The following is an 18256-nucleotide window of genomic DNA, read 5'->3' on the forward strand; positions in this document are numbered from 1 at the left end:
GAGAGTAACGGTGAACATTATGTATTCCAGCCGCTTTGCATGTCTTTTGCTCAGCACCGCGCTTGTATCGCTGCCCCGTGCAGCCGATCCGCAGGATTGCGCCTTGCCGGGCGGGCAGGGGTGTCAGGGCGATATCGCCGTGACGATCCCCGCTGCGCCCAATACCGAACGGGCGCAGGATGTGCCGGATCTGTCGGTGGACGGCTTCGATATCTCCGTCGATGGGGCGGCTGTGGCGCAGGATGGCACCATCACCGCAGGGCCGCCGCGCCGAAGCGCACGCCAACGGGTGCAGGACATCCAGTTGCAAAGCGCGGATGTGGCCGTGACCTTCGACGGTCTGGGTGTGCGCCCGCGTCTGGCTTTGGGCGCGATCGGCGATCGGTCGCCAGCGCCGGGTCAAACCGTGCGGCTGGTCAACCAGATGAACTATCCGGCCTTCGTCACGCGCGGCGAGCTTCGCGTGGTCGAGGTCGACTCCCGTGGCCGAGGCCGCGTTGTCCGCACGCAGGCGCTGTCCCCCAACGGGGAAGTCACCGTGCAGGCCCCGCCCGAGGGCGTCACCCGCTATTACAGCTATCGCGTATATGACGCGCGCGGGCGCTTCGACGAAACGCAGCCGCTGGCGCTGGACGATCTGCTGGGACGTGGCGCACCGCTGATCCCCACGCAAAACGGCGACGCGGTCGAGGAAGGCATCGACACCGCCTATACCCGGCGCATTCCGGTCAATGGCGGTGCGGTCACCGTCACCGGCACCAATATGGGTGCCGGGCGCAACGTCACCACGCTGGGCGAACAGGTGCGTGCCGACGAGAGCGGCACGTTCGTGCTGCAACGCATCCTGCCCACGGGCGATCATCTGGTGCATGTGGACGTAGCCGGGGGCAAGGCGCTGTCGCGCGATGTCTCGATCCCGTCCCACGACCTGTTCTATGTGGGTATTGTCGACCTGACGCTGCACCACACCATCGACGACGATCTGGCCGATGCATCCGGTCTGCCGGTGGACCGCAACCGCGAAACCGGCCGCATTGCCTTTTACCTGAAGGGCAAGATCAAGGGCGACGTGCTGCTGACGGCCGCGCTCGACACTGGCGAGGAAGAGCTGGGCCATATCTTCTCCAACCTCGATGAGAAGAACCCGCGCAGCCTGATCGACCGCATCGACCCGGACGAATACTATCCCGTCTACGGCGATGACAGTACCTCGATCGACGACGCGCCCACCTCTGGCAAGTTCTATGTCCGACTTGAAAAGGATGCGAGCCACGTGGTCTGGGGCACGTTCCGCTCCGAGGTTGGCGGCACCGAATATCTGCGCAATGATCGCACGCTTTACGGGCTTCAGGGGGTGTACCGGTCCAAGGCGCAGACCGAAAAGGGCCATTCCCGCGTCGAGGCGCAGGTCTATGGCGCACAGCCCGACACGTTGCCGCAGCGCGATGTGTTCCTGGGGACGGGCGGTTCTGTGTATTTCCTGCAATTCCAGGATATTACGCGCGGATCTGAAACCCTTCAGGTGGAAATCCAGGACCCCGACACGGGCCGCGTCATCACGCGCCGGACGCTGGTCTATGGCGTGGATTACGACATCAACTACGTGCAGGGGCTTGTCACCCTGCGCACACCGCTGTCGGGCACGGCAAGCGATGGCGATCTGATCACCACCAGCCCCAGCGGCGACAACAACGCCTATCTGGTGGCGACCTATGAACACACGCCCACGCTGGCCGATCTGGATACCTTTTCCTATGGCGGACGGGTGCAAACATGGGCGACGGACGATCTGCGGCTGGGCGTGACGGTGCAGCACGAAGACCTCGGCACGGCCGATCAGGATGCCTATGGGGCCGATATCCTCTATCAGCCGTCGGATCGGACATATCTCAGCTTTGAATACGCGCGTACCGATGGGCGGGGCGTCGATGAAAGCATTTCCGTCGATGGCGGTCTGACGGGCGCTGTCGTCTCTGGCATCACCGGCGATGGCCGGGCCTACAAGTTCAACGGTCAAGCGGATTTGCAGGAACTCGGCTTCGGAATGCCGGGGCTGATCGGCGGCTATTTCGAGGACCGCACGGCGGGATTCTCGACGCTGAGCTATCGCAGCGCCAATGATGAGCGGCTCTATGGGCTGTTCGTCGAACTGGACCCGAGCGAGCGCGTCTCGCTGCGGTTCGACTTCGATCACTATGAGGACAGCGCGGGGCGCGAGATCACCGAAGGCGGTCTGGCGGTCGGCTATCAGCTCAACGAACGTGTCGGTCTGACCTTCGGCGTCGAACATACTGACGAAGAACGCCCCGGCTTTGCAGAAGATACCGGGCGGCGCACCGATCTGGCACTGCGCGCCGATGTGGTCGAAAGCGAACGCTTCCGCTGGTACGGCTATGTCCATGGCACCGCAGAGGTGTCCGGTGGGCTGGAGCGGAACAACCGTGTCGGGCTTGGGGCGGAATGGGCTTTTGCCAAGAACTGGACCGCGCTGGTCGAACTGTCCGAAGGCAATCTGGGCACCGGGGCGCAGTTTCGCTTCAGCCATGCGGATGAAATCGGCAACACGACCTATTTCGGCTATGCGCTCGATCCGGGCCGCGAACTGGACGGGCTGAGCCTGACCGGAAAGGACCGGGGCCGTTTTGTCGCCGGGGCCACCCGCAAGATCAACGAGGATGTCACGATCACGGGCGAGAATTCCTATGATCTGTTTGGCAGCCGCCGCGCGCTGACCAGCCTTTATGGGGCGAATTATGTCGCGACGGAGCGTCTGACATTCGATGCCGCCTTTGAACTGGGCCGCGTGACGGATGATATCGCCAATACCGATTTCGACCGTAAGGCGCTGTCACTTGGCGCCACCTACGAGGATGAGGGGCTGACATGGCGCGGGCGGATCGAACTGCGCCGCGACGAAGGGTTGACCAGCGGATCGGACCGGGATGCGGACACGATCGCGGGCTCGTTCCACGCGCGCTACAAGATCAGCGAAAGCGCGCGGCTGCTCTTTGCCATCGAAGGGGTGACCTCGGATAATGCCAGCGCCTCCATCCCGGATGCGGAATATGGCGAACTGACCCTTGGCTATGCCTTCCGGCCCGTGGATAACGACCGGCTGAACATTCTGGCGAAGTACCAGTATGTCTATGACATGACGGAACGGTCGGGCTTTACCGCGCCGTCGGGCAGCAACTTCCTGACCACACCGCGGCAGAAGGCGCATATCCTGAGCCTGGATTCCTCTTATGACCTCAACCCGAACTGGACGGTTGGCGGCAAGGTCGGTGGGCGTTGGTCGGAACAGGATTTCGACGGGGTGTTCACCTCCAACAACGCGACATTGGGTGTGCTGAACCTGCGCTATCACGCGGTGCATAAATGGGATTTCCTGCTCGAAGCGCGGCAATTGCGGGCCGAGGATGTGGGATCGCAGTTCGGTCTGCTGGCCGCCGCCTATCGCCATGTCGGCAATAACCTCAAGGTTGGCGTCGGCTTCAACGATGGGGCGTTCTCCGACGATCTGTCGGATGTCACCTATGATGACCGGGGCGTGTTCCTGAATATCGTCGGCAAGTTCTGAACTGGTGTGATGGGCGGCGCGCCGGGCGCGGGCTTGCCGCGTCGCAGGGCAGGGGCGATACTGCGGCGCAACAGATGGACCTGTCGCCATGCACCGCCCTGCCTTGCTTGCCCTGACCTTCGCCGTGATCCTGCCGGTCGCGGTTTGGGCCGATATTCCCGGCGCCAGAAAGCGCGCTAGGTCGGGTGATTTCGATGCCACTGCGCAGATCCGATGCGCGCAGGATGCGGGCAAGCCGCTTGTCCGTTGCCCGGCGCAGATCACGCGGACAGGCAACGCTGCGGTGCTGCGGGTGACATTCCCTAGCGGCTTCGCGCGGTATCTGGTCTTTTCGGAAGGGGCGTTCTTGCGCGGCAATGCAACCATGTCCGGGGTCGGCACCGATACCGACTGGGCGCTTTCAGGGGGGATCTACACGATCCGCGTCGATGATCAGCGCTTTGAGATCGACAAGACGCAAATCTGGGGAGAGTAGGCCGCCTGCACCGCAAACGGCCTGATCCCGTATCAGTTGCCCGGCGTCAGCTTGTAGATCGTGCCTTCGTCGATCGAGGTATAAAGGCTGCCATCCGGCCCCATGACGACCGACCGAAAGCGCCCGGTCTCCATGGGAAGGGTCATCTCGGTCACGTCCTCCACATCGGTGACATCCTCATTGAAGTGGATCACATCGATGCGCTGACCGATCGGGGTGCCGCCAAAGCCAATACCCATGATGCCCACGACCATCGCGCCGTTCCAATCGCCCCAGGCATCGCCCTGAAGAAACGCGGCCGAAGATGTGCCCTGTGACCAGCCATTGTTGTTCCAGACCGGCGGCATGGCATCGGGATAGGTGTCGAAATCGGTCATCGGCATGAAGGCTGCCCGCTCATACCGGTTCATCCCGCCTTCCTGATTGGGGCTGTAGCCGCAATAATCGTCCGGACAATCCTCGCGCCCCGCCATATTCGGACGCGGATCCCAACCAGCATTGCCGCCATTCTTCAGGATCGTGATCTCATCGGAATGCCACGGGCCATGCTCTGCCGTGATCGCCGCGCCGGTGTCCGGGTGAAAGGCGATGCCCTGAATGTTGCGATGCCCGAATGTATAGGTGCGCTTGTCGAAACCTTCGGGCGGCGCGTTCTCCGGGTGCGCCGCGCCGTCGGTATCGACGCGGATCACCTTCGATCCCATCATCGTCGGGCTTTGCGGCACCTGACCGTTATGGGTGTCACCCGTGGTCAGCCACAGCGCCCCATCGGGACCGAACCGCACACGGCCCCCGTTATGCGCGCCCGGCCCACCAAACGGGTGGTTCGAAGCGGCCATCTTGTAGGGCACATCATCGATGATATCCGTCCGGTCCGCGACGGCGGTGAAGTCCTCATTCACCGTGAAGCGCATCAACCGGTTGGTATGCGGGTCCGACATGTTCGAGGTCGAATAGACATAGATACGCCGATTATCGGCAAAGCCGGGATCGAACGCCACGCCCATCATCCCGGCCTGACCTTCGCAAAACAGATCCTCCCCATTCGCGGGATAGCCTTCTTTCGCGCCCACGCCGTAAAGCTTGTTCACAGTTCCATCGGGCATCCGAACCGACAGGCCACTGCATTTTTCGGTGAACAGCATGGTGCCGTCGTCCAGAAACGCCATGTCCCAAGGGTTGTCCAATCCGTCCAGAACGACTTCGGATTGCAGGTTGGTCGTATTCATACCGCTTTGCGCAAGCGTCGGGGCGCCAAACAGGGCCGCGCCAACCAATAAAGATGCCGCAAGGGGCAAGGGTTCACTGAATCTTGAATGAAGCATAGTTTCCTCCCTAGGATTATGCCGCCTTCGTGCTTCGTGTGTGTTCGTCACCTTCTTTTTTGACGTGGACGACAACTTATACGGTAATTCTGGCCCCGGAACCGGTCAACGTAGGAGTTGAACATGGGTCGTTTTCCGCGACCATTGGTTGAGCGGGGCCGGTGCCTGTCACTCGAACGCGGTGGTCACATAGACGCTGAGACTGGCGATATCGTCATCCGACAGTTTCTTGGCGTGCTGGATCATCAGGATGGAATTGGGGCCGATCTTTTCTCCCGCGCGGTAGCGTTCCAGCCGCTCTGTAATATAGGCGGGGTCTTTGTCTGACAGGCTTGGATAGCTGGCCGCGCCTTGGGCCTTGTTGCCATGACAGGCCCGGCAGGATTTGCGGAAAATCTTCTCTGCCACCTCCAGATCGATCTGGCGTGTGGCTTCCGTTTCCGCGGTGTCGGTTGTCGGCGTGTCGCTGGCCAAAGCGCTGCTTGCACCTGCCGCGCCCAATAGGGCAACGACCGCAAGCGGTCCGTAGTTGAACATCCGGTTTCCTCCCTCAAGGATAATGACATTCAACTTAAGCGCGCAGGCCCGCGCGTCCACAACTATCTGGACGGGCAGCGCCGGGGCCAAACATCAAACGTAAGGCGCGCGATGCGCGACATGGCCACATTTCAGGGAAGTAGTGGCGGAGAGACAGGGATTCGAACCCTGGGTGGGCTTGCACCCACAACGGTTTTCGAGACCGCCCCGTTCGACCACTCCGGCACCTCTCCGCGGGGGTCAGGGCGCTCTGTAGAGTCTCTTGCAGAGCGAGACAAGCAAAAAGAGTGGCAAAAAGAGCGGCAAAAATCATCGCCCCGATCCTGGCGCACGCAGATGTGCAATCATCGATGCCCGGACCTCTTGCTCTGATCGCGGGCGCGCTTAACTTTGTGTTAAGGTGCAGGAATTGCTTTTCGGTGGAATAGGGGGCGCAAGGATGTCTTTGATGCAGCGAGTGTTGACGGTGGCGGCGTTCACCTGCGCGGTGGTGGCGGGTACGGCGTCGCTGGCGTTGGATCGCGGCAGGCTCGAAGCGTTTCTGGAAACCACCGGGTTCGATGTGTCGCTGGAAAGCATCCGGTTGAGTGCCGAAAGCGCGCCTGCGATGTTGGGCATGGGCACCAAGGATTTCGGGGATCAATGGACGCGCCTCGCCGAGGAGGTGTTCGACGTGGATCTGATGCAGGGCATGGCGCTGGATATTCTCGACAAGACGCTGGAGCCGGATGTGCTGGATCATGCGCAGGCGTTCTATGCCTCTGGCCTTGGACAACGGATCGTTCAGGCGGAAAACGCATCGCATCTGGTGGAGGATGAGGACGCCAAATCCGAAGCCGGGCAGGCGATTTTCGCGGCGCTGGTTCAGCACGGATCGGACCGGGTCGAAAGCTTCAAGCGGATGCTGGGCGCGACGGAAAGCGCGGACAGTTCAGTGCGCGCGGTCCACGAAATTCAAATCCGCTTCTTGATGGCCGCCGCCGTGGCCGAGGTGATCGAGCTGCGCGTCGACGAGGACCAGCTGCGCGACATTCTCGCCCAGCAGGAGCCAGACCTGCGCCGCCAGATGCAATTATCGTCGCTCGCCTCTGCGGCCTATACCTATCAGGCATTTTCCGATGAGGAGGTCGATTCCTATGCTGCGGCGCTTGAGCACCCCCATATGAAGGACCTGTACGCGCTGATGAACGCCGTGCAATATGAGGTCATGGCGAACCGTTTTGAAACTTTGGCCGGGCGACTGGCTGACCTGACGCAAAGCAGCGATCTGTGATCCGGGCGGCGGTTGCGTCTGTGGCGTTGATGCTTGCGCCGACATTGCTTTGGGCGGATGCGCAGCTGACGCGGCTGTATGATCTGCTGGAATTCGATGCCTATCTTGAGGTCACGCGCATCGAGGGCATGCGAGAGATCGAAGACGGTGCGCCAGAGATGCTGGGCCGTTCGGCCGATGGGGGCTATCTGGCGCAGATGGCGCGGGTCTATGATGCCGACCGGATGCGCGAGACGATCCTGTATCACCTGGAACGCGGCCTTAACTCGCAGCAGATCGACGCGGCGCTGGTCTTTTTCGGCAGCGATCTTGGGATGCGCATCACAGAGTTCGAGGTCGCCGCGCGCCGTGCCATTTCCGATACGGATGTGGAAGAAAGCGCGCGCGATGCCTGGCTTCGCGCCGAGGAAACGCATCCGTGGCTCAGCGCGCGCATCCATGATTTCATCGACGTGTCCGACCTGATCGAACGGAACGTGTCAGGCGCGCTCAATTCCAACCTGCGGTTCTATCAGGGGCTTGTCGATGGTGGTTCCATCGAACTGACGCAAGATGAAATGCTGATCGAGGTCTGGGCCCAGGAACCGGCCTTGCGAGACGATACGGAAAGCTGGATGGGCGGCTATCTGTTGCTGGCCTATCAGCCGCTGTCGCAAACCGACATCACCGACTATCTGGCGTTCTGGAAAACCGATACCGGGCGGGCGCTGAACGCGGCGGTGTTCGCGGGTTACAACGCGCTCTATGATGAGATTTCCTATGCCACCGGGCGGATCATCGCGCTGAACGTCGACACGCAGGAACTTTGATCGCGGAAATTGCCTTGACTTAAGAGCGGCCGCGGATCATAAGCCCGCATCCCGGCAGAGGCGACTCTGAGCGGGTTTATCTCAATTACGCGACTAAGCGCGCTGTCCGAGGTGGGCGAGAGGCCCGAAAACACCCGATCCGGGGACCACAGGACGCGGAAGATGTGAAGGAAAGACAGATGTTCGCAGTCCTGAAAACGGGCGGCAAGCAGTACAAAGTTGCTTCTGGGGACACTCTCCAGGTGGAACGACTGGCCGCTGACGCAGGTGAAACAGTACAATTCAACGACATCCTGATGCTGGGCGGTGACAAGACCGTCGTTGGCGCCCCGTTCGTGGACGGCGCCGCAGTGCAGGCCGAAGTCGTCGACCAGATCAAGGGCGAGAAGGTGATTCACTTCGTGAAGCGCCGTCGTAAGCACTCGTCCAAGCGCACCAAGGGTCACCGTCAGCAACTGACGCTCCTGCGCGTGACAGACATCCTCGCATCCGGTGGGGACAAGTCCGGCGTGAAAGCGGCTGTTGGTGCAGGTTCCGTGGCAGCGGTTGCCGTCGCAGCAGCGCCCAAGAAAGCGACCAAGAAAGCAGCGGCCCCGAAGGCTGACGCACCGAAGGCCGAAGCGCCCGCAGCAGGCGGCGCGGACGACCTGAAACAGCTGTCCGGCGTTGGCCCGGCGCTTGAGAAGAAACTGCACGAGGCGGGTGTAACCACCTTCGCGCAGATTGCAGCATGGACCGAAGAGGACGTTGCTGCTATGGACGAGAAACTGTCTTTCAAAGGCCGGATCGAGCGTGAAGGCTGGATCGAACAGGCCAAAGAAAAGACTCAAGGCTAAGGAGAGAGACGAATGGCACATAAAAAAGCAGGCGGTTCCTCCCGTAACGGTCGCGACTCTGCGGGCCGTCGCCTTGGCGTGAAGCTTTATGGCGGCCAAGCCGCGATTCCGGGCAACATCATCGTGCGTCAGCGCGGCACCAAGTTCTGGCCGGGCCAGGGCGTTGGCATGGGCAAAGACCACACGATCTTTGCAACCACGCAGGGCGCCGTCACGTTCCACAAGGGTCTGAAGGGCCGAACCTTCATTTCCGTTCTCCCAGCGGTGGAGGCTGCGGAGTAAGCCGAACCTCACAAGGCGAATAGTTTCAGGGGATCGGCGGAAACGCCGGTCCCCTTTCTCGTTTCCGCCTGTCACCCTCGAACAACGCCGCCCCGACACAGGAGCCAGACCATGACATCCGAGGAAAAACCTGTCCTGACCGGGCCGCGGGTCACATTGCGTGGCGCGCGGGACACGGATGTGGAGGCGCGGTTCCGGCTTGGCAATTCCGTCGAAATCCAGCGCATGTTCGGCACCGATCCGGGGCAGATCCGCGAACTGACGATGGATGCTGCCAAGGCGTGGGTCGAAAGCCAGAAGAAAGAGCAATACGGCTGGATCATCGAAGCCGATGGCGCGCTGTTGGGGGCGGTGCGTCTGCATACGCTCAATCTGGTGGATTTGCGGGCCAATATCGCCATCGGCCTGCTGAGCGAGGCACATCTGAACAAGGGCTACGGCACCGAAACGCTGCGGCTTCTTGCGGGCTATGCCTTTGACGTGATGGGGCTGCATCGGCTGACAGGCCGGGTGCTGGATTTCAATGCGCGCGCTGTCGCGTCCTATATCAAGGTCGGTTTCAAGGAGGAGGGGCGCGAGCGCGAGTCCGCCCGGATCGGCGATGCGTGGCATGACGATATCATTATCGGCCTGCTCAGTCAGGATTTGGAGCGATTGCCATGACCGCGCTGACAGCCACGGACGTATGGCGCGTTAACCGCTTTGTGACGCAGGCGCATGTAATAGGTGCCGAACCGGTGCACGCTGCTTCCCGGATTGCAGCGCGCGGCGTCAATCCCAATATACATACCCCGTTTGGCGCGTTCGCCGCGCCTTATTCGGTGTCCAGTCTGGTCAGGGAGGAAACTGACAATGATGCTTGAAACCGTGGTGACTCAACCCGCCATCGAAACCGAAAGGTTCGTTCTGCGGCCTTTGCGCCGGTCCGACGAGGGCAAGATCGGCCATTACGCTGCCGATGAGCGTGTCGCGCGGATGACAACGTCGATTCCGCACCCGTTGCCGCCCGGCGTCACCGAAAATTTCGTGACACGCGCGCTGGCAGAGGACCGGACTGAGGATATCTGGGCGATGGATGCCTCTGCGTCGGGCGGGGATGAGCTGATGGGCCTGATCGCGCTGGAACGGCTGGATCGGAACCAGTCCGAGATCGGCTATTGGGTCGCGCCGCCCTTCTGGAACGAAGGCATCGCCCAAGCCGCGGTGGAGGCGCTGGTGAATGCCAACCCGTTCGGCAATGATGCGATCTTCGCGTCCGTGTTTCAGGACAATCTGGCCTCGGCCAAAGTGCTGACCAATGCCGGTTTCGTCTATCTCGGCGATGCAGAGAGTTTCTCTGTCGCGCGGGATGCAACTGTCCCCACTTGGACCTACTCGAAAAAACTCCGATAGACGCCGGGCGTTAACGGGGCTAGGACGCCGATATGAAGTTTCTCGATCTGACCAAGGTCTATATCCGCTCTGGCAGCGGCGGCGGTGGGTGCATTTCCTTCCGGCGCGAAAAGTATATCGAATTCGGTGGTCCCGATGGCGGTGATGGTGGCACGGGCGGGTCGGTCTGGGCCGAAGCGGTCGACGGTCTGAACACGCTGATCGACTTCCGTTACCAGCAGCATTTCTTTGCCGAAAACGGCCGTCCCGGCATGGGGCGGCAGCGCACCGGCAAAGATGGCGAGGATATCACCCTGCGCGTCCCGGTCGGCACCGAAGTGCTTGATGAAGATCAGGAAACCGTGATTGCCGATCTGACCGAGGTCGGCCAGCGCGTGGAACTGGCGCGCGGCGGCAATGGCGGTTGGGGCAACCTGCATTTCAAATCCGCGACCAACCAGGCCCCGCGCCGGGCAAATCCGGGGCAGGAGGGTGTCGAACGGACGCTGTGGCTGCGGCTGAAGCTGATCGCGGATGTGGGGTTGCTGGGCCTGCCCAATGCGGGCAAATCGACCTTCCTTGCGGCCACATCCAATGCGCGGCCCAAGATCGCGGATTACCCCTTTACCACGCTGCATCCCAATCTGGGCGTTGTGGGCGTGGACGGGCGCGAATTCGTCGTCGCCGATATTCCGGGCCTGATTGAGGGCGCGCATGAAGGCAAGGGCATCGGGGATCGCTTTCTGGGCCATGTCGAACGCTGCGCCGCGCTGCTGCACCTGATCGACGGCACCTCCGACGATCCGGCAGAGGACTACCGCACGATCATCAACGAACTCGAAGCCTATGGCGGCGATCTGGCGGACAAGCCGCGTGTGACGGTTCTGAACAAGACCGACGCACTTGGCCCCGAACTGACCGAGATGCAGGCGGAGATCCTGCGCGAAGCCTGCGGCACGCCGGTGCTGTGCATGTCGGGCGTTTCGGGCGAGGGTGTCACCGAAGTGTTGCGCGCGCTTCAGGACCTGATCCGCAGCGAACGGGAGGCCTCCAATACCGAGGAGGCCGGTCCATGGCGTCCCTGACCAGCGCACGGCGTATTGTCATCAAGATCGGGTCGGCGCTTCTGGTGGACCGGACCAGCGGCGATCTGCGCCGCGATTGGCTCCGTGCATTGGCAGAAGACGTGATGTGGCTGAAATCGATGGGCCAGGACGTGATCCTTGTGTCCTCGGGTTCCATCGCGCTGGGGCGCGGCGTTTTGAAACTGCCGCCCACCGATCTGGCGTTGGAGCAATCGCAAGCCGCCGCTGCGGTCGGGCAAATCCGGTTGGCCCGCGCCTATGAAGAGGCGTTGGAGCCGCACGGCATCACCACGGCGCAGGTGCTTGTGACGCTCGAAGATTCCGAGAACCGGCGGCGCTATCTCAACACCCGCGCGACATTGGAACAGCTTGTCTCGCTGGGCGTGGTGCCCATCGTGAACGAAAACGACACGGTCGCGACCGATGAAATCCGCTTTGGCGATAATGACCGGCTGGCAGCGCAGGTGTCGGTGACGATCGGGGCCGATACGCTGGTGCTTCTGTCCGATGTGGACGGGTTCTATTCGGACAATCCGAATGTGAACCCCGACGCGCACCGTTATGAAACGATTGATAAGATCACGCCGGAGATCGAGGCCATGGCCGGCGATGCCGGGTCGGGCCTGTCGAAAGGCGGGATGAAGACCAAGCTGATGGCCGCCAAGATGGCCACTGCGGCGGGCTGCGCCATGGTGATCACCGAAGGGTCCGATCTGCGCCCGCTCAAGGCGCTGGAGGAAGGCGCCAATGCCACGTGGTTCACCGCCGGGCTGGATCCGCAGGCCGCGCGCAAACGCTGGATCAGCGCGATGAAACCGCGTGGATCGGTCCAGCTTGATGCCGGCGCGGTCGCCGCGTTGCACAAGGGAAAGAGCTTGCTGCCGGCGGGCGTCAAAGATGTCTCCGGCCGGTTCGGGCGCGGCGATCCGGTGGCGATTCTTGACGCCGGCGGGCATCAGATCGGTCTTGGCCTGACCCGTTATACCGTGGAAGAGGCCAAGGCGATCCGGGGGCGGCGTTCCGCCGAGATCGAAGAGATTCTGGGCTATCCCGGCCGCGCGGCTTTGATCCATCGCGACGATATGGCAGTTTAGGCGGACCTCTGGAGGGGACAAGACATGAAAGACCTGATCGATATTCCCGCCGTCATGGCGCAGATCGGCGCAGATGCCAAAGCCGCGGCCGCCGAACTGGCCTTTGCCACGGCAGAGCGGAAGCACGCGGCCCTGATTTCGGCGGCGGAGCATGTCTGGGCGTCGCGGGCTGATATCATCGCCGCCAATGCCAAGGATTTGGAATTTGGTCGCGACAAGGGGCTGAGCCCGGCGATGATGGACCGGCTGACGCTGGATGAGGACCGTATTCGCGGTATCGTGGACGGTCTGCGCGCGGTGGCAGAGCAGCCCGATCCCGTCGGGGCGGTTCTGGCCGAATGGGATCAGCCGAATGGTCTGAACATCAAGCGCGTGCGCACGCCACTGGGGGTGATCGGGGTCATCTATGAATCGCGGCCCAATGTGACGGCGGATGCCGGGGCGCTGTGCCTGAAGTCGGGCAATGCGGTGATCCTGCAAGGAACAGTATCCGCACGATACGGCGCGGCACCGCTTCTTCCGCGTCCCAATGGATTGTTAACTTGCTGGCGCGTGTCATATCCGTCAGCACGCCGCGAATCTCGCGGGCAGAAACATCCTGTTCGCCCGCGGCCCCGAAGGCGAGGCGGAAAAAACGGATACGGGCGCTGGCATTATCGACGCTCTCGCTGATCAGGCTCAATTCCGGGCCGGACACGTCGCCGGACATGCCAAGAAGCTCCAGCCCATTGTTGATCGCCCCGATAGGGGATATCAAATCGTGGCAAATACGGCTTCCGATCAGCGCTGCTAGGTCGGGGGACATGTTCGACATTTAGGTTTCGTCCTTGGAAGTATGACCGATCTGAACGCCATCTTCGCGCCTGGTATGCTTGTCGCGCACCCCGATCAGCCGGATTGGGGGACGGGACAGGTTCAATCCAACATCAACGGCAAGATCACCGTGAACTTCCCCGATCAAGGCAAAGTCGTGATTGATGGCACTCGGATAACTCTCATTCCCATAGTGATCCCTGATTAGGGTTTATGAAATGTTAACACAATCGCAGGTCCAAGTAAGGATTTCTGCGCACGTTGCCAATTCGGGTGGCTTTGGTTAGATGCTTTGCCACGTTTCGGGCGCAATGATATGGGCTGTTGCATGACGATCGGCTACGAAAAGGACGGGTACTCGGTCACGCTTGCGCAGAGCGAAGCGGACTTGGCGGCGGCGCAACGCCTGCGCTACGACGTCTTCGTGGCCGAACTTGGGGCCGGGGGCGCGGATGTGGACCACGCGGCGGGCCGCGAGCAGGACGCCTTCGACGCCTTTGCCGATCATCTGCTGCTGCGCGACCTGGACACGGGCGAGGCCGTGGGCGTCTACCGCCTGCTGCGCCCGGAACAAGCCGCCAAGGCCGGTGCCTATTACACCGAAACCGAATATGACCTGACGCCTCTCAAACGCTCGGGCCGGCGTCTGCTGGAACTGGGACGGTCCTGTATGCGGGCCGATCACCGGGGCGGGGCCGGGATGTTCCACCTGTGGACCGGGCTTGCCCGCTATGTCGAATTGCACGGGTCTGAAATCCTGTTCGGCGTGGCCAGCCTGAAGGGAACCGATGCCGCCGAACTGGCCGGACCGCTCAGCCTGCTGCACCATATGTACCTTGCCCCCGAAGGTCTGCGCCCCCGTGCGCGGGATTATCAGCCGATGGACCTTTTGCCTGCCGACGCGCTGGATCGCCGCAGCGCCATGGTGCAGATGCCGTCGCTGATCAAATCCTACCTGCGGCTTGGCGGGCTTGTGGGCGAGGGCGCCTATGTCGATCGAAGCTTCAATTGCATCGATGTGTGCATGATCATGGACACCGACGCTCTCAACCAGCGCTTTGCCCGCCATTACAGGACTGCCGCTGAATGACATCGCCGACATGGAGCGATGCGGACGAGCCAGAGATCGAGCCCCCCACAATCTGGGGCTGGGTCCGGGCCGGATTGCGTGCCCTTCCGCTGATCCTGGTGATTGGCGTCGGGCTGGTGATCTTGCTGCTGCTGCGCCTTGTCGAACGTCCGCTATTCGGGATGGCGCGCCCGGTCACGCCGTGGATCACCGTTGCCGTGTGCCGTATCGCGCTTGTGGTTCTGGGGCTTGGCTACAGCCGGACCGGAGAGCCGATGCGCCACAAGGGCGCGCTGGTTGCGAACCATTCCAGTTGGCTCGACATTTTCGTGCTGAATGCCGCCGCGCCGCTTTACTTCGTGTCGAAGGCTGATGTGGCTGGGTGGCCGGGGATCGGCACGCTGGCCAAAAGCGTCGGCACCGTTTTCATCGCGCGCAACCGGCAAGAGGCAAAGCTGCATAACGCGGTGTTCGAGGACCGTCTGCTGGCCGGGCATACGCTGCTCTTTTTCCCCGAAGGCACCAGCACGGATGGCCTGCGTGTTCTGCCGTTCAAACCGACGCTGTTCCAGGCCTTCTTTTCGGACAGCCTGGAAGGCGAAATCGCGGTGCAGCCGGTGACGGTGATCTACCATGCGCCAGTGGGCGAGCCGGCCAATTTCTATGGCTGGTGGGGAGAGATGGAATTCGGCGCGCATCTGGTGCACACGCTGGCCGCACGCCGTCAGGGCCGGGTCGAAGTGCATTACAGCCCGCCGATCCTGCTGAGCGCGGCGCAAAACCGCAAACTGCTCGCCGCCGAGTGCGAGGCCCAAATCCGCGCGATTCATGCAAAGGCGCTGACGTCGTCCTGAATCCGCTTGCAATGCTGCCCGATGCCCCCTATACGCGCGCCATCGAAATCCGCTGGCGGGGTTGGGCCGTGTGAGGGAGACATCCTTACAGGTCCGCCGGTTGGCCCATCCGGGCTGAATTCCCCCGCCACGAGGCTTAAACCGGAAAGGAAAACGGACATGGCTCTTCCTGAGTTCACCATGCGCCAGCTGCTTGAAGCAGGCGTACACTTCGGCCACCAGACCCAACGCTGGAACCCCAAAATGGGGCAGTTCATCTATGGTGACCGTAACGGCATTCACATTCTCGACCTGACGCAGACGGTTCCGCTGCTGGACGCGGCGCTGAACGCGATCCGCGAAACCGTTGCAAAAGGCGGCCGCATCCTGTTCGTCGGCACCAAGCGCCAGGCCGCGCACCCGATCGCCGACGCTGCGGAGAAATGCGCGCAGTACTACATGAACCACCGCTGGCTCGGCGGCACGCTGACCAACTGGAACACCGTGTCCCAGTCGATCAACCGCCTGAAGTCCATCGATGAGCAAGCCGCCAACGGCTTTGACGGTCTGACCAAGAAAGAGCGTCTGGGCATGGAGCGTGACCACGCCAAGCTCAAAGCCTCCCTTGGCGGGATTCAGGAAATGGGCGGTCGCCCCGACCTGCTGTTCATCATCGACGTGAAAAAAGAAGCACTGGCCGTTGCCGAAGCGCGCAAGCTGGGTATCCCGATCGTTGCGGTCGTCGACACCAACTGCTCGCCCGATGGCATCGATTACCCGATCCCGGGCAACGACGACGCCGCACGTGCGATCTCGCTTTACTGCGATCTGGCATGCCGCGCCGCTCTGGACGGGATGACCGCGCAAATGGGCGCAGCCGGTATCGACCTTGGCGCGATGGACGAAGCTCCGGTTGAAGAACTGGCCGGCGAAACCGAAATCGGTGGTGCCAGCAGCGAAACCGTCCATGACGACGTGATGTCCAAGGACGCACCGCTGGACGAGCTGAAGTCCACCGAAGAAACCGTCGCTGACGCCCAGAGCTGAGCGTAGCTTCACTGTCATGTTACCGGGGCAGGGCATTCCTGCCCCAGATCAATCGAATTGAGGAGAGCCAAGATGGCAATCACAGCAGCAATGGTGAAAGAACTGCGCGACACCACTGGCGCAGGCATGATGGACGCCAAGAAGGCGCTGACAGAAAACGACGGCGACATGGAAGCTGCGGTTGACTGGCTGCGCACCAAGGGTCTGGCGAAAGCGGCCAAGAAATCCGGCCGTACCGCCGCGGAAGGCCTTGTCGCAGTCGTCGTCGAAGGCTCCACCGGTGTTGCGGTCGAAGTCAACTCCGAGACCGACTTCGTGGGCAAGAACGAAGAGTTCCAGAAAATGGTTTCTGCCATTGCTGGCGCGGCAATCGGTGCTGACGATGTCGAAGCGCTGAAAGCGGCAACGATCGACGGCAAAACCGTCGAAGATACGTTGACCGACAAGATCGCCACCATCGGCGAGAACATGTCGCTGCGCCGTATGGCCAAGGTCTCCGGCGGCACCGTCGTGTCCTATGTCCACAACGCGGCAGCGCCCGGCATGGGCAAGATCGGCGTTCTGGTGGCCATGGATGGCGGCGACGAAGCGTTCGGCAAGCAGGTTGCGATGCACATCGCCGCTGTGAACCCGGCAGCTTTGTCCGAAGCGGACATGGACCCGGCCGTGGTCGAGAAAGAAAAGCAGGTCCAGATGGACATCGCGCGCGAATCCGGCAAGCCGGAGCAGGTGATCGAGAAGATGATCGTCGGCCGTATGAAGAAATTCGTCGCCGAATCCACTCTGCTGAACCAGGACTTCGTGGTGAACCCGGATCTGACCGTTGGCAAAGCGGCAGAAGAAGCCGGTGCGACCATCACAGCCTTCCTCCGTATGGAAGTCGGTGAAGGGATCGAGAAGAAAGAAGAAAACTTCGCTGAAGAAGTCGCGAAAGCGGCCCAAGGCTAAGGTCTTCGACATAATTTCAGCAAAGCCCCGCCGATCCGTGCGGGGCTTTGTCTTTTGGGCTTTGTGGAATGCGACCGCAGGGCTAAAATTTCCGTGGTTGGGTCGTGGGGCTGACATGGGAGTCGCCTCAGTGAAGCATGCTAAATTTCGTCTTTTGCTGGATGAGATTTCCGATTGTTACGTCGAGCAGGATTTCGGAAAATTCTGCCGAAACGTGCAATTGCCCTTGGATCTGATCACGCGGACCGGACTGGTGTCCCTGCGGTCAGAGGACGAATTGGAACAGAACTTCTCCACCTATATCGACCTGATGGCAGCCTCACAGTTAAGCCAGATCGTCCGCACTGAGGTCGGATTGGAACAATGCGACGAGGAAAACTGGATCGGGACCTATGACACCGATCTTCTGCGCAAGGGCACCCGTATTTCGCCGCGATACCGGTCTTCGATGCTGATGCGTTGGGAGTCGGGGAAATTTCGTGCCAGTTCCATTCTGAATGCGCGCGGCCACAGCGATTGGATGCGAATGGCGGATCGTTACTGCGGCGCGGATCGCGAAGTCGCTTAACCAATCCGCACCCAGTCGCGTAAACGGAGAACGGGATCGCCCCCCAGAGCGATCCCGCTTCCTGTCCCTGTCACGGGGATGAGACAGTAAGGACAACCCGGCCTGGAAAGTGGAAAAATGCACTCCCAGACCGGCCCGGTTTTACCCGACCAGAAGAAAGAGCCTCGCAATTTCGAGGGTTTCTTCTGAATGTTCCAAGGCCAAAGCCACCACTCACGGAACAACCTTAGAGTGACCTTTAACCAAGATTTTAGAAAGTCAGGGATTCCATACCCGGAAAGAAACAAGGGGAAAAACTAACCCAGCGTCAC

General features: G+C 61.4%; 19 protein-coding genes, 1 tRNA gene and 2 pseudogenes. 18 read left to right on the forward strand and 4 right to left on the reverse strand.

From position 1 onward, the window contains the following. The first annotated feature begins 10 nt into the window (after window positions 1-10). Together E4Z66_RS02705 and E4Z66_RS02710 are read left to right on the forward strand one after the other, a co-directional pair. A complete protein-coding gene (locus tag E4Z66_RS02705; protein WP_136461391.1) occupies window positions 11-3580 on the forward strand; it encodes a hypothetical protein in 3570 nt (1189 codons plus the stop codon). 88 nt (window positions 3581-3668) lie between these two features. Next, window positions 3669-4055 carry a hypothetical protein gene (locus tag E4Z66_RS02710; RefSeq protein ID WP_136461392.1) on the forward strand — a complete coding sequence of 129 codons (387 nt, stop codon included), beginning with the start codon at window positions 3669-3671 and terminating at the stop codon, window positions 4053-4055. 32 nt (window positions 4056-4087) lie between these two features. On the opposite strand, the gene E4Z66_RS02715 is transcribed toward E4Z66_RS02710, so the two are convergent. The 3 genes from E4Z66_RS02715 to E4Z66_RS02725 form a co-directional block, all read right to left on the reverse strand. Continuing rightward, window positions 4088-5284 (reverse strand): PQQ-dependent sugar dehydrogenase, encoded by a 1197-nt coding sequence (locus tag E4Z66_RS02715; RefSeq protein WP_246035855.1) that lies wholly within the window; start codon window positions 5282-5284, stop codon window positions 4088-4090. A gap of 264 nt (window positions 5285-5548) precedes the next feature. Beyond that, on the reverse strand, window positions 5549-5917 hold the full coding sequence (locus E4Z66_RS02720) for a c-type cytochrome (RefSeq protein ID WP_136461394.1): 369 nt from the start codon (window positions 5915-5917) through the stop codon (window positions 5549-5551). A gap of 143 nt (window positions 5918-6060) precedes the next feature. Beyond that, window positions 6061-6150 (reverse strand) — tRNA-Ser (locus E4Z66_RS02725). Between the two features lie 215 nt (window positions 6151-6365). Between E4Z66_RS02725 and E4Z66_RS02730 the strand changes: the two genes are divergently transcribed. The 10 genes and pseudogenes from E4Z66_RS02730 to proA all read left to right on the forward strand — a co-directional run. Next, window positions 6366-7190, forward strand: coding sequence for a DUF2059 domain-containing protein (locus E4Z66_RS02730; RefSeq protein ID WP_136461395.1), 825 nt, complete (start codon window positions 6366-6368; stop codon window positions 7188-7190). 29 nt (window positions 7191-7219) lie between these two features. Beyond that, on the forward strand, window positions 7220-7999 hold the full coding sequence (locus E4Z66_RS02735; protein WP_136461396.1) for a hypothetical protein: 780 nt from the start codon (window positions 7220-7222) through the stop codon (window positions 7997-7999). 179 nt (window positions 8000-8178) lie between these two features. Then, entirely contained in the window at window positions 8179-8835 is a 657-nt protein-coding gene (locus tag E4Z66_RS02740; RefSeq protein ID WP_136461397.1) for a 50S ribosomal protein L21, read from the forward strand. 12 nt (window positions 8836-8847) lie between these two features. Continuing rightward, entirely contained in the window at window positions 8848-9117 is a 270-nt protein-coding gene (rpmA, locus tag E4Z66_RS02745) for a 50S ribosomal protein L27 (RefSeq protein ID WP_136461398.1), read from the forward strand. A 111-nt stretch (window positions 9118-9228) separates the two neighbouring features. Continuing rightward, window positions 9229-9780, forward strand: a complete 552-nt coding sequence (locus tag E4Z66_RS02750; protein WP_136461399.1) for a GNAT family N-acetyltransferase — start codon at window positions 9229-9231, stop codon at window positions 9778-9780. Next, window positions 9777-9980, forward strand: a complete 204-nt coding sequence (locus tag E4Z66_RS02755) for a hypothetical protein (RefSeq protein ID WP_136461400.1) — start codon at window positions 9777-9779, stop codon at window positions 9978-9980. Before E4Z66_RS02750 ends, E4Z66_RS02755 begins: the two co-directional genes overlap by 4 nt. Then, window positions 9970-10509, forward strand: a complete 540-nt coding sequence (locus tag E4Z66_RS02760; RefSeq protein WP_136461401.1) for a GNAT family N-acetyltransferase — start codon at window positions 9970-9972, stop codon at window positions 10507-10509. The genes E4Z66_RS02755 and E4Z66_RS02760 overlap by 11 nt, the downstream gene beginning before the upstream one ends. 32 nt (window positions 10510-10541) lie before the next feature. Next, window positions 10542-11573 (forward strand): GTPase ObgE, encoded by a 1032-nt coding sequence (gene obgE / locus E4Z66_RS02765; protein ID WP_136461402.1) that lies wholly within the window; start codon window positions 10542-10544, stop codon window positions 11571-11573. Next, window positions 11561-12667 (forward strand): glutamate 5-kinase, encoded by a 1107-nt coding sequence (gene proB, locus E4Z66_RS02770; protein WP_136461403.1) that lies wholly within the window; start codon window positions 11561-11563, stop codon window positions 12665-12667. The genes obgE and proB overlap by 13 nt, the downstream gene beginning before the upstream one ends. 24 nt (window positions 12668-12691) lie before the next feature. After that, window positions 12692-13150, forward strand: a pseudogene (proA, locus tag E4Z66_RS02775) (glutamate-5-semialdehyde dehydrogenase); the annotation flags it as partial. A 114-nt stretch (window positions 13151-13264) separates the two neighbouring features. On the opposite strand, the pseudogene E4Z66_RS19985 reads toward proA, so the two are convergent. Then, window positions 13265-13481, reverse strand: a pseudogene (locus E4Z66_RS19985) (histidine phosphotransferase family protein); the annotation flags it as partial. A gap of 21 nt (window positions 13482-13502) precedes the next feature. Here E4Z66_RS19985 and E4Z66_RS02785 point away from each other — a divergent pair. The 6 genes from E4Z66_RS02785 (at window position 13503) to E4Z66_RS02810 (ending at window position 17945) form a co-directional block, all read left to right on the forward strand. Further along, window positions 13503-13688: a DUF3553 domain-containing protein gene (locus E4Z66_RS02785; protein ID WP_136461404.1), complete on the forward strand. Its 186-nt coding sequence runs from the start codon at window positions 13503-13505 to the stop codon at window positions 13686-13688. 120 nt (window positions 13689-13808) lie between these two features. Beyond that, a complete protein-coding gene (gene olsB / locus E4Z66_RS02790) occupies window positions 13809-14570 on the forward strand; it encodes an L-ornithine N(alpha)-acyltransferase (RefSeq protein WP_136461405.1) in 762 nt (253 codons plus the stop codon). Further along, window positions 14567-15403 carry a lyso-ornithine lipid O-acyltransferase gene (gene olsA / locus E4Z66_RS02795; protein WP_136461406.1) on the forward strand — a complete coding sequence of 279 codons (837 nt, stop codon included), beginning with the start codon at window positions 14567-14569 and terminating at the stop codon, window positions 15401-15403. Before olsB ends, olsA begins: the two co-directional genes overlap by 4 nt. Window positions 15404-15562: 159 nt before the next feature. Continuing rightward, window positions 15563-16429: a 30S ribosomal protein S2 gene (gene rpsB, locus E4Z66_RS02800; protein ID WP_136461407.1), complete on the forward strand. Its 867-nt coding sequence runs from the start codon at window positions 15563-15565 to the stop codon at window positions 16427-16429. Between the two features lie 72 nt (window positions 16430-16501). Next, window positions 16502-17377 carry a translation elongation factor Ts gene (gene tsf, locus E4Z66_RS02805; protein WP_136461408.1) on the forward strand — a complete coding sequence of 292 codons (876 nt, stop codon included), beginning with the start codon at window positions 16502-16504 and terminating at the stop codon, window positions 17375-17377. 130 nt (window positions 17378-17507) lie between these two features. Further along, window positions 17508-17945, forward strand: coding sequence for a hypothetical protein (locus E4Z66_RS02810; protein WP_136461409.1), 438 nt, complete (start codon window positions 17508-17510; stop codon window positions 17943-17945). Window positions 17946-18256 lie beyond the last annotated feature (311 nt).

It is taken from the genome of Aliishimia ponticola, assembly GCF_004803475.1.
GTDB lineage: Bacteria > Pseudomonadota > Alphaproteobacteria > Rhodobacterales > Rhodobacteraceae > Aliishimia > Aliishimia ponticola.